This window comes from Neobacillus sp. NRS-1170 (genome assembly GCF_050468025.1).
On the sequence record NZ_JBITPF010000070.1, the window covers coordinates 1 to 15,165 of the forward strand.

The 15,165-nt window shown below is 40.2% G+C and carries 15 protein-coding genes; 13 read left to right on the forward strand and 2 right to left on the reverse strand.

The genetic code is table 11. The features are described from left to right. The first annotated feature begins 128 nt into the window (after nt 1-128). The 12 genes from ACIFOT_RS25680 to ACIFOT_RS25735 all read left to right on the forward strand — a co-directional run bounded on the left by ACIFOT_RS25680 (nt 129) and on the right by ACIFOT_RS25735 (nt 13,158). The gene (locus ACIFOT_RS25680; protein ID WP_289988342.1) at nt 129-257 is read left to right on the forward strand and encodes a hypothetical protein; all 129 of its coding nucleotides are present in this window, start codon (nt 129-131) and stop codon (nt 255-257) included. Between the two features lie 229 nt (nt 258-486). Beyond that, a complete protein-coding gene (locus tag ACIFOT_RS25685; protein WP_430069702.1) occupies nt 487-1,485 on the forward strand; it encodes an ABC transporter substrate binding protein in 999 nt (332 codons plus the stop codon). Nucleotides 1,486-1,565: 80 nt separating this feature from the next. Then, nucleotides 1,566-2,597, forward strand: coding sequence for an ABC transporter permease (locus ACIFOT_RS25690; protein WP_430069705.1), 1,032 nt, complete (start codon nt 1,566-1,568; stop codon nt 2,595-2,597). Beyond that, complete coding sequence (locus tag ACIFOT_RS25695) at nt 2,572-3,366, forward strand: ABC transporter ATP-binding protein (protein WP_430069708.1); 795 nt, start codon at nt 2,572-2,574, stop codon at nt 3,364-3,366. The genes ACIFOT_RS25690 and ACIFOT_RS25695 overlap by 26 nt, the downstream gene beginning before the upstream one ends. 237 nt (nt 3,367-3,603) lie before the next feature. Continuing rightward, nucleotides 3,604-4,734, forward strand: a complete 1,131-nt coding sequence (gene hppD, locus ACIFOT_RS25700) for a 4-hydroxyphenylpyruvate dioxygenase (RefSeq protein WP_430069711.1) — start codon at nt 3,604-3,606, stop codon at nt 4,732-4,734. An 84-nt stretch (nt 4,735-4,818) separates the two neighbouring features. Beyond that, complete coding sequence (locus ACIFOT_RS25705; RefSeq protein ID WP_430069714.1) at nt 4,819-5,427, forward strand: flavin reductase family protein; 609 nt, start codon at nt 4,819-4,821, stop codon at nt 5,425-5,427. A 14-nt stretch (nt 5,428-5,441) separates the two neighbouring features. Further along, on the forward strand, nt 5,442-6,368 hold the full coding sequence (locus ACIFOT_RS25710; RefSeq protein WP_430069717.1) for a fumarylacetoacetate hydrolase family protein: 927 nt from the start codon (nt 5,442-5,444) through the stop codon (nt 6,366-6,368). 4 nt (nt 6,369-6,372) lie between these two features. Further along, complete coding sequence (locus ACIFOT_RS25715; protein ID WP_430069738.1) at nt 6,373-7,530, forward strand: homogentisate 1,2-dioxygenase; 1,158 nt, start codon at nt 6,373-6,375, stop codon at nt 7,528-7,530. Nucleotides 7,531-7,666: 136 nt separating this feature from the next. Next, complete coding sequence (locus tag ACIFOT_RS25720) at nt 7,667-8,281, forward strand: NUDIX hydrolase (protein ID WP_430069720.1); 615 nt, start codon at nt 7,667-7,669, stop codon at nt 8,279-8,281. Between the two features lie 131 nt (nt 8,282-8,412). Next, complete coding sequence (locus tag ACIFOT_RS25725; RefSeq protein WP_430069741.1) at nt 8,413-9,774, forward strand: aspartate kinase; 1,362 nt, start codon at nt 8,413-8,415, stop codon at nt 9,772-9,774. A gap of 141 nt (nt 9,775-9,915) precedes the next feature. Continuing rightward, nucleotides 9,916-10,890, forward strand: a complete 975-nt coding sequence (locus tag ACIFOT_RS25730) for a quinone oxidoreductase family protein (protein ID WP_430069723.1) — start codon at nt 9,916-9,918, stop codon at nt 10,888-10,890. Between the two features lie 24 nt (nt 10,891-10,914). Further along, nucleotides 10,915-13,158 (forward strand): molybdopterin oxidoreductase family protein, encoded by a 2,244-nt coding sequence (locus tag ACIFOT_RS25735; RefSeq protein ID WP_430069726.1) that lies wholly within the window; start codon nt 10,915-10,917, stop codon nt 13,156-13,158. 43 nt (nt 13,159-13,201) lie between these two features. Here the strand turns inward: ACIFOT_RS25735 and ACIFOT_RS25740 are convergent, their stop codons facing one another. Together ACIFOT_RS25740 and ACIFOT_RS25745 are read right to left on the reverse strand one after the other, a co-directional pair. Beyond that, nucleotides 13,202-13,777 (reverse strand): hypothetical protein, encoded by a 576-nt coding sequence (locus ACIFOT_RS25740; protein ID WP_430069730.1) that lies wholly within the window; start codon nt 13,775-13,777, stop codon nt 13,202-13,204. Between the two features lie 17 nt (nt 13,778-13,794). Continuing rightward, nucleotides 13,795-14,358, reverse strand: a complete 564-nt coding sequence (locus tag ACIFOT_RS25745) for a membrane-spanning protein (protein WP_430069733.1) — start codon at nt 14,356-14,358, stop codon at nt 13,795-13,797. Between the two features lie 150 nt (nt 14,359-14,508). On the opposite strand from ACIFOT_RS25745, the gene ACIFOT_RS25750 reads away from it, so the two are divergent. Next, the gene (locus ACIFOT_RS25750; RefSeq protein WP_430069735.1) at nt 14,509-15,126 is read left to right on the forward strand and encodes a TrkA C-terminal domain-containing protein; all 618 of its coding nucleotides are present in this window, start codon (nt 14,509-14,511) and stop codon (nt 15,124-15,126) included. Nucleotides 15,127-15,165 lie beyond the last annotated feature (39 nt).

Genomic DNA, 15,165 nt, shown 5'->3' on the forward strand with positions numbered 1-15,165 from the left:
ATAGTGAACTATATCATACCTTCACTATGATTCTTTTTTCAGCTTTTTTAAATACACCCCCAAAATCGGAAATAGAAGCACGAATAGTTTGGTAACTTGAAAAAACTAATTTACTTAGGAGGTTAGATATGGGAAACGTATTAATTGATATCGACAAACTACTAGAAGCCACTGTTGATCTAACATCTGGGAAAAATAGTAATAAAGTAAAACCGGTTGAGATTGATAAATTGCTTGATAACACACGTGATTGGTAAATCATATTTTGGTTCCCTGGCTCATAACTTAAAAATATACTATCAGAATGCCTTCTAATTAATTAGGAGGCATTTTCTTTTTATTATTTCTATTTATTGACGCGCTTTAAAGCACAAAAATATTTTAGTATTTTCTATTGCTTTTGTTCAAAAAAAATACTAGAATAATTTTTAATATAATAAATTTTTAGAAAATTATTTTTAAAAGAATGTTAGGGGGATTTTAAAAATGAAGAAGAAAGTAAGTGCATTGTCCTTTGCGTTGGCAGGAATGCTGATGCTCGCAGGATGCGGCAGCAAAGAATCATCTGGCGATGCAGAAAAGGGCGGGAAAGATAAGGAATTCAAAGTTGGCATTAGCCAATTTGCTCCGCACCCATCATTAGATGCAGCTACCGAAGGTTTTAAAAAGGCGTTAGCGGACAAAGGTATAAAAGTAAAGTATGATGAACAAAATGCTCAGGCAGATATGAATAATGTCCAAACAATAGCGAATAACTTTGTCGGCGACAAAGTCGATTTGATTTTTGCCAATGCTACTCCTAGTGCAACGAGCGCATTAAACGCAACGAAGGAAATTCCAATTATTTTTACATCCGTAACAGATCCTGTTGGAGCAGGACTTGTTGAAGCTTTTGACAAGCCAGGAAAGAACATTACGGGAACAACCGATAATCACCCGGATGCAACGAAAAAAACAATCAGCTTTATTACTGATGAAGTGAAAGCAAAAAATATTGGTGTAATTTATAACTCTGGTGAACAAAATTCAGTTGTTCAGGTTAAGGATGTTAAAAAGATTGCAGAGGAAAAAGGCGCTAAGCTTGTAGAAGTATCGGTTGCAACGACAGCAGAGGTTAAGCAGGCAGCTGAATCCTTAGTAGGCCGCGTGGATGCCATCTACATTCCAACTGATAACACAGTAGTTACTGCCCTTGATTCTGTCATAGCTGTCTCAAACAGCAAAAAAATCCCACTTTTCGTTGGCGAACTTGATTCAATGAAAAAAGGGGCAGTCGCAGCTAGTGGCTTTAGCTATTTTGATCTTGGTTATCAATCTGGTGTAATGGCTGCTGATATTTTATCTGGTAAAAAGAAAGCGTCTAACATTCCAGTTGAACTGCCGAACAGCTTAAAGCTTGTAATCAATAAAAAAGCAGCTGAAGCACAAGGGTTGCAAGTGAAGGAAGAATGGAGCAAGCTTGGCGAGTTTTATGATGGAAAATAACAAACTATAAATCTAAAAGGAGTCAGCCTGAAAGGGTTGACTTCTTGATTGATACATAGAACGAAGAAAGGATGATTTCAATGTTTACAGCCATATTTGGATCTTTTGAAGCGGGTATCATCTATGCGATTATGGCACTGGGCGTCTATCTTTCCTTTCGTATTCTGGACTTTCCAGACTTAACGGTAGATGGTAGTTTTGTGACAGGTGCCGCCATTTCGGCGGTTATGATTGCGGGAGGATCGAATCCGTTTTTGGCAACGATTGTAGCATTATTTGCAGGATTTGCTGCAGGCTGCTTAACGGGACTGCTTCACACCTTTGGTAAAATCAATAATTTGCTATCCGGTATTCTAATGATGATTGCGTTATATTCGATTAACTTACGAATTATGGGACGATCAAATATTCCATTATTGAATACAGATACGGCTTTTACAAAAATCAGTGATATGTTTGAAAAATCAGGTATTGATTCATTTTTAAACAGTATTCTTTCGGCGATTGGGCTTGGCGACAGCCTTCCGGAGACATGGGGAATTTTAATCTTCATGATCATCGTCACCTTAGTGATTAAAATCCTTACCGATTTGTTTTTGCAAACCGAAATTGGTCTTGCTATCAGAGCAACAGGCGACAACAAACGGATGATTCGCAGTCTTTCAGCTAATACCAATCTCCTCGTAGTTCTGGGACTCGGACTTTCCAATGCATTAGTTGCATTTTCAGGTGCCCTAATTGCGCAACAAGGCGGATTTGCTGATGTTGGCATGGGAATTGGTATGATTGTCATTGGCTTAGCCTCTGTTATTATCGGTGAAGCCCTGTTTGGTACTAAAACAATAGCACGAGCAACTCTTGCGGTAATTGGCGGTTCCATTATTTATCGTATTGTTGTTACCCTAGCCCTCCGTGTTGAGTTCCTGGACCCAGGGGATATGAAATTAATAACGGCTGTAATTGTTATCATTGCCCTAACGGCACCAAAGATTATTGATGGCTCCAAAGAGAAAAAACGGAAGGCGAGAAGAAAATCTGAAAGAATGAACATCATCCAGACTTCTGTGAGAACGGAGGGGGACAACCATGCTGCAATTAAATCAGATTCATAAAATCTTTAATGAAGGAACACCAGATGAAAAAATTGCGATTGACCATATTAACCTTTCGCTGAAACCAGGGGATTTCGTAACGGTTATCGGCAGTAACGGTGCAGGAAAATCGACCTTAATGAATATCATTTCCGGTGTTTTATTCCCTGATATCGGAGACGTTTGTATCGGCGGAAAAAATGTAACCAATATGTCCGAGTTTAACCGGTCTAAAATGATTGGCCGCGTTTTTCAGGATCCGATGGCAGGAACAGCTCCAAGTATGACAATCGAAGAAAATCTTGCGATGGCCTATTCACGAAATAAAACGAGAACGCTGCGAAAAGGCGTTACGAAAAAACGGCGTGATTATTTTAGGGAAGTACTGGAATCATTGCATCTCGGTTTGGAAAATCGTCTCAGTGCAAAGGTTGGACTGCTGTCAGGCGGGGAACGTCAGGCGCTTTCCTTATTAATGGCCACTTTTACCGAGCCCTCGATCCTGCTGCTAGATGAGCACACAGCTGCACTTGATCCATCAAGAGCGGAGTTGATAACGAATCTGACAAAGGAAATTGTCGATAAGTATAAACTTACCACGTTGATGGTCACACATAATATGCAGCAAGCGATTGATTTAGGAAATCGGTTAATTATGATGGATAAAGGCCAAATCATTTTCGAAGTGGATGAGGAAAAGAAACAGCAGTTAACGATTGAAAGATTGTTAGAGGAATTTAAACGAATTCGCGGTGTTCAAATGGCAAGTGACCGGGCGGTACTTTCTTAGTGAAAAATATTTTTTCGCAGGTCATTTTAGGTATATTTTTGTAATAAACATTATCACAACACTTATGTAAGAAACATCCTAGGACTAGGTATGTTTCTTTTTTCTTTTAAGAAAAAAATTACTATGTTTAAAGAATATTTCTTTACTGCAAAAAAGCGTTATTGCTTTACACCCTGCTCTTGAGGGGACAAGAATTTTTCCATTAAAATAAATTCTGAATATTACTATTTTTAAAAAATGGGGGTTCTTGAATTGAAAGAAAAACGAGTAAAAGCTGATGAGCTTGTAAATGACTTTTTTCCAGTACGAGATGTAGATTATATAGAGATTTATACAGGAAATGCCAAACAAGCATGCCACTATTTTTGCACAGCGTTCGGGTTTCAGCCAGTTGCGTATTCAGGTCTTGAAACGGGCAATCGTGAAACCGTTTCCTATGTCTTAAAACAGCGAAACATTCGCTTGGTGCTCACAGGCTCTTATAAGGAGGATAGCAGAGTAGCACAGTTTGTTAAAAAGCATGGCGATGGCGTAAAAGACGTTGCCCTTTTAGTGGATGACGTCGATAAGGCATTTGAGGAGGCAGTAAATCGGGGGGCAATTGCCCATGTGGCACCGTTTGAAATGAAGGATGAAAAGGGAGCTGTTAAAAAAGCCGTTCTAGGTACATATGGTGATACCATCCATACGTTAATAGAACGGAAAAATTATCAGGGTGCATTCCTGCCGGGATTTGAATCCTATTCTTCCGATGTACCAGTTGAAGATGCCGGCTTAATCGGAATAGATCATGTGGTAGGAAATGTTGAAAGCATGGAAGAATGGGTCGAATATTATTCGAAGGTAATGGGCTTTATCGAAATGAAGCATTTCACCGACAAGGATATCACGACTGAATATTCTGCGCTCATGTCAAAAGTTATGCATAACGGAGGACGAATTAAATTCCCAATCAATGAACCGGCAGAGGGGAAGCGTAAATCGCAAATTCAGGAATACCTCGAATTTTATAACGGTCCCGGAGTGCAGCATCTTGCGATTTTAACGGAAGATATTGTCTCTACCGTTGCCACTTTAAAGAAAAATGGTGTTGAGTTCCTTAAAACTCCAAGTACGTATTATGAATCATTAGCTGAGCGGATCGGTCAAATCGATGAAGAAATTGAAAAGCTGCGCGAGTTGAATATTTTAGTGGACCGTGACGATGAAGGCTATTTGCTGCAAATTTTTTCAAAGCCGGTTGTAGACCGACCGACACTATTTATTGAAATCATCCAGCGTAAAGGTGCCCGTGGATTTGGGGAAGGAAACTTTAAAGCCTTATTTGAATCGATTGAACGGGAACAGGAAAGACGTGGTAATTTATAAATTAATAGCTAAATAGAGATAAAAGGGGGGAACTTTTTCCCCTTTTTTTACAACCTTTTGTCATATGAAAGAGTGGTGTATTGAGTGGAAATTACGCCGGAAATACTGGAATGGAGAGAGGCCTATAAATTATTAATCGGCTCCATTTTACCAAGGCCGATCGCTTTTGTGTCAACGATTGATGTTAATGGTACCGCTAATGCGGCGCCGTTCAGTTTTTTTACAGCCATCTGTGCTGATCCGATGCTCGTCTGTTTCTCGCCGATGAGAAGAGGAAAGGACGGCTCGAAAAAGGATACTCTCGTTAATATTGAAAATACAGGTCAATTTGTTATTAATATCGTCAGTGAGAGTATGACTGAGCAAATGAATGATTGTGCGATAGAATTTTCACCTGACGTTGATGAAATTGTGGAAACGGGCTTAACAAAAGAACCGGGCCATAAGGTGAGGGTGCCGCGAATTGCGGAAGCACTTGTCCATTTAGAATGTGAACTCCAACAGGTCCTTCATTTTGGCGACAAGCCGGGCAGCGGCAGTCTCGTCATCGGTAAAGTGGTACATGTTCATGTTCAGGATGACTTAATGGACAAAGGGAGAATCGACTCGGATCTTTTAAAGCCTATCGGAAGAATGGCAGGTAATATCTTTACCGATCCTTTGGCCAAAACGTTTGAAATGATAAGAAAATAGAAAAAGGTGAGTCAATGAAATTTGTAACCTTCGAAAAGCCAAATGGGAGTAACCGGGCAGGCTGGATTTTAAATGAAGCATATGCTGTTGATATGCACGAAGCAACCGATGGAAGGCTGCCTTGTAATCTAATAGAATTTCTCGACAATAGTGAAGAAAATATAAAGATTGCGGCAGCATTGTCGTTAACTATTGACCATAAAGGAGTTTACTTATTAAGTGACCTTCACTTAAAAGCACCACTTCCTAATCCAAGAAGCTTCCGTGATTTTTATGCCTTTGAGCAGCATGTGAAAACAGCTCGGGAAAATCGTGGTCTGAAAATGATTCCTGAATGGTATGAAATTCCTGTATTTTATTTTTCTAACCACATGGCGATAAAGGGGTCAGGCGAAGAAATTATTAAACCTAAAGAATGTGACTGGTTAGACTTTGAACTTGAGGTCGCATGCATTATAGGCAAAACAGGCAGGAACATTTCTGCTGCTGAAGCCGATGATTATATTTTTGGCTATTGTGTTTTGAACGATTGGAGTGCGAGGGACCTGCAGCGGAAAGAAATGAAGGTTGGTTTAGGTCCAGCAAAAGGCAAGGATTTCTCCACCTCGATTGGCCCATGGATTATCACAAAAGATGAATTGGAACGTTTTAGGACTGGGAAGGGCTTTGATCTTGCCATGAAAGCACGGGTAAATAGTGTCCAACTGTCTAAAGGTAATTTAAAGGAGCTTTATTTTTCCTTTGGAGAAATGATTGAACGGGCATCTGCTGGCGTAACCCTTTATCCAGGCGAGGTTATCGGTTCAGGTACAGTCGGAACAGGGTGTATTCTTGAACTTGGCGAAAAAGTGCATCCCTGGCTTAAGCCGGGAGATAAAGTAGAGTTAGAAATTGAGAATTTAGGGATATTAGAGAATACAATAATTGAAGAATCGAGGTGAAATGATGTATTATCGTCAATTGGGGAAGATTCCCCATAAACGGCATACAATGTTTAAAAAAGAGGATGGGAGTTTATATAGGGAGCAGGTAATGGGAACCCGTGGTTTTTCTGGAACCCAATCGATACTATATCATCAATACATGCCGACGGAAGTTGTAAAATCCGAGTTAATTGGAAATTATTTGCCTGTCTATGAAGAGCAGCAATCCTTAAAACACCGCCACTTTTTTTCGACGAAGGTTACAAAAAATGGGGATGCTCTTAAGGCAAGAGAATATATTCTTGGTAATCAGGATCTGTTAATCGGAACCGCATCTATTACCGAGCCCATGCAAAGCTATTATCGAAATGGCGATGGAGATGAAATGCTGTTTATTCACCATGGATCAGGAAAGCTAGAGACGATGTTTGGGACAATCACATACCGGCCTGGTGATTATCTCGTCATTCCGATTGGAACGATTTATCGAATAATACCAAATGCAGATGAAGAGACGAAAATGCTTTTTGTCGAATCGTTTAGTCAAATCACAACGCCAAGAAGGTACCGAAACGAATATGGCCAGCTTTTAGAGCACAGCCCATTTTGCGAACGGGATATCCGCGGCCCGGAAGCCTTGGTGACATTTGATCAGAAAGGGGAGTATGAGGTTTTAACAAAATCAAGAGGAGCGATTCATTCTCATATTCTGGGTCATCATCCGCTTGATGTGGTTGGCTGGGATGGATATTTGTATCCTTGGGCTTTTAATATCGAAGATTTTGAACCCATTACCGGAAGAGTGCACCAGCCGCCGCCAGTACACCAAACCTTTGAAGGAAATAACTTTGTGGTTTGTTCCTTCGTTCCCCGCCTTTATGATTATCATCCGGAATCCATTCCGGCTCCGTACTATCACAGTAATGTTAATAGTGATGAGGTCCTCTACTATGTTGAGGGTAATTTCATGAGCCGAAAAGGGATTCAAGAGGGTTCCATCACTCTACATCCAAGCGGAATCCCGCATGGACCGCATCCGGGTAAAACAGAAGCAAGCATCGGTAAGAAAGAAACGCTGGAGCTTGCTGTTATGATCGATACTTTCCATCCTTTAAAGGTTGTAAAGGATGCAAATGATTTAGAGGATACTGCTTATATGTATTCCTGGTTTCAAAAATAGGAATAATAATGGAGAAACAATCCTGCCTTTTTGGCTTGGATTGTTTTTTTATACATAGGCTAATTTTAACCGATAAAACTGTTAAAAATGGTATTGTAAATACATACACATTAATATCGAGATGAGGGGTGAAAACGTGGAACGCGAAATCATTTTGACGAAATTAAAAAATCATGTTCCTACTATACTTGGCAGTGAGAAATTTTCAAGGTACGCTGTCATGCTGCCACTCATTCAAAAAGAGGATGGAATCCATGTATTGTTTGAGGTCCGTTCACAGCAGTTACGGAGGCAGCCTGGGGAAATTTGTTTTCCTGGGGGCAGAATTGATTCCGGTGACTGTGATGAAAAAGCAGCTGCCATTCGTGAAACGAAAGAGGAATTGGGTATTGCTGGAGAAAATATCTGTGAGGTGTTCCCTTTAGATTTTATGGTATCTCCGTTTGGGATGATGGTATTTCCTTTTGCAGGCTTTATTACAAATCCAGGCAGTATTCAAGCGAATCCCTCTGAGGTTGGGGAACTATTCACGGTTCCTTTATCATTTTTTATCGAAAAAGCTCCTGAAATTTACCGAATTGAATTTAAAGCAGAGCCGGAAGAAAATTTTCCATTTGACTTAATCGTCGGCGGAGAAAATTATAATTGGCGGACAAGGGGGATGGAGGAATACTTTTATATTTATGAAGATAAAGTGATTTGGGGTCTGACAGCTAGAATTCTTGCTCATTTTATTGAATTGATTCGCTAATCTTTTTTTTAGCCAAGATTATGTACTCCCTGTGTGCACAAATGTCCATATGAAAAGGAAAAAATACTTGATTATTTTCAGAATTGGAATAAAATTAAGATTATATTTTTACACAATAGGGAGTTGTCATGATGAAAGTAGTAAAGTTTGGCGGATCATCATTAGCATCCGGGAAGCAGATTGAAAAGGTATTCCAAATAGTCATAACTGACGCTGAGCGGAAAGTGGTCGTTGTATCAGCTCCCGGGAAAAGGTTTTCTGAGGACCATAAGGTAACGGATTTATTAATTGAATGTGCAGAACTCAGCTTACTCAATAAGGATCCAAAAGAAAAATTTGAAGCCGTTATCGAAAGATATTCATCCATTGCCGACGAATTAGCTCTCGGGGATGAGATCATTCGTGAAATTCAAAACGATTTGATAGAAAGGCTGAATGGGGACAAAAGTAAGCCTGACCGGTTTATGGATAGGCTTAAAGCAAGTGGTGAAGATAATAATGCCAAATTGGTGGCTGCCTACTTCCGTAAGCGGGGAGTTGATGCCTCATATATTGACCCGAAGGAAGCAGGACTTTTAGTGAGCGATGATCCTGGAAATGCTCAAGTTTTAACAGAGTCATACAATCGCTTATTTTCACTCCATGAACGTCCAGGCATTTTGATTTTTCCAGGATTTTTTGGCTATAGCAGGGAAGGGGAAGTTTTCACGTTTTCACGAAGCGGCTCTGATATTACCGGATCGATCCTTGCTAATGCGCTAAAAGCGGATTTGTATGAAAATTTCACTGATGTAGATGCGGTTTATTCTGTTAATCCCAATATTGTTACAAAACCAAAAGAAATTAAAGAATTAACCTACCGGGAAATGCGAGAGCTTTCGTATGCAGGCTTTACCGTTCTGCATGATGAAGCCCTTGTCCCAGCTTTCCGTGCGGGAATTCCGGTTCATATTAAGAATACAAACAATCCTGCTGCCCCTGGTACCAGAATTGTATCTGATCGAAAAAATACAAATGGGCCGGTAATTGGTATTGCCAGTGATCAAGGATTTTGCAGCATTTATGTAAGTAAATACTTAATGAATCGGGAAGTTGGTTTTGGTCGTAAGCTTTTAGGTATATTAGAAGATTTCGGGTTATCTTATGAGCATACACCATCAGGAATTGATGACGTATCTGTCATTTTGAGAGAAAGCCAGATAGATTCTATTATGGAAAAAGAAATAAAAGACCGCATTATGATAGAACTTCATGCTGATGAAGTGAAAATTGAGCATAGTCTCGCTCTTATAATGGTCGTTGGCGAAGGTATGAGACAAAATGTAGGTACAATGGCTCGGGCCTCAAAAGCTTTAGCAAAAGCACGTGTAAATATTGAAATGATTAACCAAGGATCCTCTGAAGTCAGCATGATGTTTGGTGTAAAACAAGTAGATGAAAAAAGAGCTGTTCAAGCGTTATATGAAGAATTTTTTGCTGTGGTGACGGTATAATAGTAAAAGTAGTTCTTAATTCCTTTTTAATTAAGAACTACTTTTTTGTGTCTAGAGAAAAAATTAAATAGTCTGAAATTTAATTGTGTGCTATTATTATACTAACCAGTTAGTATCTTAAACATAAAGGAGACCTTTAACATGAAAGCGATTCAATTTAAAGAATATGGAAAACCTGACGTTTTACAGTTTGTCGAAGTACCATTACCAGAATTAAGGCCCAGAAATGTTCTGGTAAAGGTAAAAGCAGCGGGAGTGAACTTTGCGGATACAGCTCGCAGATATGGCCAATATTTAGCGAAAACTCCTCTGCCTTATGTTCCAGGAGCGGAAGTAGCAGGTGTCATCACAGAGGTTGCAGCAGATGTCACTGACTATAAGATTGGCGATAGGGTAGTCGCATTAACAGATGATGGGGGATATGCAGAGTACATCACACTACATGAATCCCAGTTGGTTAAGATACCAGAATCAGTAGATTTTAATCAGGCTGCTTCCATTTTAGGTCAGGGAATTTCGGCTTATTTCATCTTAAAATCTTCTGGCCAAATCCAAAAAGGTGACACCGTACTAGTGCATGCTGCAGCAGGTGGTGTTGGCACATTTGCTGTGCAATTAGCAAAGATTATGGGCGCAGGCAAGGTCATTGCCACAGCCAGCAGCAAGGAAAAGCTTGATCTTGCTTTTTCTCTTGGGGCAGATGTTGGAATTAATTACACTGGAGAAAATTGGCATAAGCAAGTTTTAGCGGCTACTGATGGCAAAGGGGTCGATGTTGCCCTTGAGATGGTTGGCGGAGACATTTTTAAAAATACTTTGAAATGCATGGCGGTAAATAGCAGACTTGTCATTTATGGCCGTGCTGGCGGGCTGGAAACGAAATTCGATCCAGCTATCCTCATGCAGCGAAATGTAAGTGTTGTTGGTTTCTGGCTTGTTCATTTCCTGAAAGATTCAAAAGCCTATAAAAATAGTGTAAGAGATTTATTGAATTATATTGACGAAGGAAAATTAAAATTAATTATAGGAAAAACCTTTGCTTTAGAAGAAGCGAAATTGGCACACGAGCTGTTAGAAGGCCGTCAAACAATCGGGAAACTTATTTTAAATCCTTAATAAGCCTCAGGGGAGGAATTGCGGTTGATTTTGAATGAACTGGAAACAAAAATAAATTTTCGTACATGCCCATTGTGCGAAGCGACTTGCGGCCTTGAAATTCATACGAGGGGACATGAGGTTGTCCATATTAAGGGGGATAAACAGGATCCGTTTAGTAAGGGCTATTTATGCCCAAAGGGATTCAGTGTCAAGGAACTTCACGCTGACCCTGACCGAATCCGAAAACCGATGGTTCGCCGTGGTTCTGATTGGCAGGAAGTTTCTTGGGAAGATGCCTTTTTAGAAGTTAGAAAAGGACTGCAATCGATTATTAAAGAGCATGGAAGGAACTCAGTCGCCGTATATTTAGGAAACCCTTCAGTTCATAATTTGGGGAGTATGTTATATGCGCCAACTTTTTTACGGTCATTAGGAAGCCGTAGTATTTATTCTGCCAGTACGCTTGATCAAATTCCGAAGCAGCTATCCTCTGAAATGATGTTTGGAAGTGATGCCAATCTTCCTATCCCTGATATCGATCATACAAATTACTTGTTGATGATTGGCGCTAATCCGCTTGCTTCAAATGGGAGCTTATTGACCGCGCCTAATATGAGAGGGCGGTTAAAGGCACTTCGGGAACGCGGCGGTAAGTTAGTAGTCATCGATCCTGTTCGTACCGTGACCGCCAAACAGGCGGATGAACATCATTTTATCCGACCTGGAACAGATGCTCTTTTCTTGTTTGCTTTGATTAATACGCTTTTTGAGAAAGATTTAGTATCACCAGGGAAACTGGTTCATCTTATTAACGGTTTAGATGAAATCAAATCCCTTTCCCTGGATTTTACACCAGAAATAGCAGCAGCTAAATGCGGTATTCCGGCAACTGAAATTCGGCGGATTGCCCGCGAACTTGCCGTTTCGTCAAAAGCCATTGTTTACGGAAGAATGGGCACCTGTACACAGCCCTTCGGAACGATAAACAGTTGGCTTGTAGATGTATTGAACGTTTTGACTGGAAATTTGGACCGTCAAGGGGGTGTGATGTTCCCCACTCCGGCAACTAGACGTACGTCCTCGAAAAAAGCCCGCTCAATCCGGTATAATCGTTATCAAAGCAGAATTAGCAGTATGCCAGAGGTCTTGGGGGAGCTTCCAGTGGCGTGTCTGGCGGAAGAAATGGAAACGGAAGGGCCTGGACAAATAAAAGGATTCATTTGCATGGCCGGAAATCCAGCCCTATCGGCACCAAATAGTAAGCGTCTCCAAGCGGCACTTGAGAAAGTGGATTTCATGGTCAGTATCGACTGTTACATGAATGAAACGTCAAGACTTGCAAATGTGCTGCTGCCAGTTCCTTCGCCATTAGAACATTCACATTATGATATTGCCTTTTATAATCTTGCTACAAGAAATATTGCAAATTATTCAAAGCCTGTTTTTGACCTGCCTTCAGAACAATTGGATGACTGGCAGATCCTTTTGTATTTAGCTGCAGCAGTCAGTGATCAAAATTTAGCTGGCGATCCTCTTAAGTTATTGGATGATTGTACCATTGGTGAACTGATCAACCATGAATTAAAAAATGAAAATTCGCCTATTTATGGCCGTGAAACACAGGAGATTTTTTCATTCCTAAAAGATAGAGAAGGGCCAGAGCGGTTACTTGATTTTTACCTCCGTGTTGGGCCGTACGGAGATCATTTTGGGGAAAATCCGGATGGCCTAAGCTTGTCGGTACTTGAGGTAAATCCGCATGGAATGGACTTTGGCGCAATGAAGCCTAGAATACCCGAAATTCTGCAAACTCCATCTGGGAAAATTGAATTGGCACCGTCTATTTTAGTGGAGGATGTTAAACGCTTAAAACAGTCGCTTAAGTCTGAATCGAATCATCTCGTTTTAGTCGGCAGGCGGGATTTACGAAGCAATAACTCCTGGCTTCACAATTTGCCTGTATTGGTTAAAGGAGAAGACCGTTGTACGCTTTGGATTCATTCTAGTGATGCAAATCGTTTTGGCATAGGTAAGGGAGAAAGGGCATTACTCAAATCTAGAACTGGTAAAATTGAAGTGCCTGTCGAAGTCACCGACGATATCATGCCAGGTACGGTAAGTCTGCCGCATGGCTGGGGGCATAGTCTTACCGGTACACGACTTGGGGTCGCAAGTGAGCATCCAGGTGTGAATGTCAATTTATTAACGGATGAACAAGTTTTCGATCATATATCAGGAAATGCGGTACTTAATGGTGTACCAGTATCCATTGAAAAGATTGGGTAATAATACCGTTTCAAATAAAAGAGGCTCGGAGCAAGAGCCTCTTTTATCCCTTATTTAATTTAATTTTCGTCCGAATCCCCGACCAGATTGCGATAGCAAGACCGCCTGCCGTATCCGCAATTAAATCAGTCATCGTATCTTTGTTGCCTCCCCCCTGTAAGGTCATGTCAAAAAATTGATCAGAGCTAAATTCATATATCTCCCATAAAACACCACCTAATGCAGCAAACGATAAAGTGAATAAAAAGACAAACCATGGCGATATTTCATCCCCTGCATTCCGATGGATCAATCTTTCATATAAGGCAATCCCTGAAAAGGCAAGAATCGCTCCGCTGACAACATGCATAAAAGTGTCCCACCAGCCAAGCCCATACCAGCCCCGAATCGAACCTAAATATTGTGAGCCGATTAAAAAAATTAAATAGGAGATGACGATTGGCAAGTTAAATTGCAGCTTTGTAAAAAGTGCCAGCAGAAGGGGTACGGCTCCGCAAACAACACCGCCTATGGCCACAGTTGATTTGAAGGATGCGCCATTTTGATAATAATAAAATGCTAAAATGGCCATGAAAACTACATACAATCCACTTAAAAGAATAACGAGCTTCCGATTCATTCAGGAGACCCCCAGTTTTAAACTTTTTGTTTTCTAACACCCGAGTAAATAGCGATTAGGAGACCACCGCCAAAGCCACTCAATAAATCATACATTGTGTCTGTATTGCCGCCCCGCTGCATCGTATGGGTAAAAGTTAAGTCCCCAAGAAATTCATAAATCTCCCATAGCACACTTGAAAAAACTGCAAGTGAGAGAACGAAAAGAAAAAGGATGGCAGCCGAAACGCCGCTGCGGACATTCTCTGGTATTAACCGTTTATAAAGGGCGATCCCAACAACCCCAATAAAAATGGCTTTAGAAAAATGAAGAGTAGAATCCCACCATTTGTAGTGTAAATAAAAGTTTGAGATCGATCCCAGAAATAAGGAACAAAATAAAAAAATAAAATAGCTGATAATAATAGGGATATTAAAGGGGTTATTTTTCATACGTAATAGAACGAGTGGTAAGGCGCTGGCCAAAATTCCCCCCAGTGCAACCTGCCATCGGGAGGAATCCCCCTTCAAAAGGTAATAGATGAATAAGGCAGTCATAAAAATGATAAATGCCGAACTTAAAATGATAATTAATTTTCTCACATGATTTCATCCTATTCTAATGAATTCCTTAAAATTATGTCCAAACTTAAGAAAATAAGTCTAAAATAGTGATTTTAGACTTTTGTTGTAAAGAGTAAATGTATAAAATAAGAAAGGAAATTCTTTTAGACGAAACTTGGCGGTGTTTTTATGCAAAGGGCAAAAATCCCAACATATGAGCGGATTGCAATTGATTTAGCAAATAGAATTTATGATGGTGAATTTAAAGTCGGAGAAAAAATTCACGGAAGGTCGACATTGGCTAGTGAATATAAAGTTTCTCCGGAAACTGTCAGACGTGCGATTAAGATATTAGAGGATGTCGATATTGTTCAGTCGGCTATGGGCAGCGGAATTGTTATCGCATCTAAAGAGAATGCAATCAAATATATTCATCGATTTTCCAATTTAGCAAGCATTAAAGATTTAGAAAAAGAGATGAATAGTATAATCGCGGAAAAAGATGCGCTTGATGAGTTGATGCTGGATACTCTTAGAAAAATAATGGATTACTCAGGAAAGCTTCGTCATACAAATCCATTGGCCCCAATAGAGGTAGAGGTTTTTCCAGACTGCAGCCATATAGGTAAAACGATTTCCGAAGTGAAGTTTTGGCAAAATACCGGCGGTACCGTCATCGGAATGAAAAGAAACGGGGAAATGATCATCTCCCCAGGGCCATATGCGTTAATTTTAGAAGGAGATGTGCTCCTAGTAATAGGTGATGATAAAACCTATGACAGGGTATTGCATTTTTTAAAGGAATAACTGTGTAAAAGGACAGTGATGATTTTTAACACTGTTGAT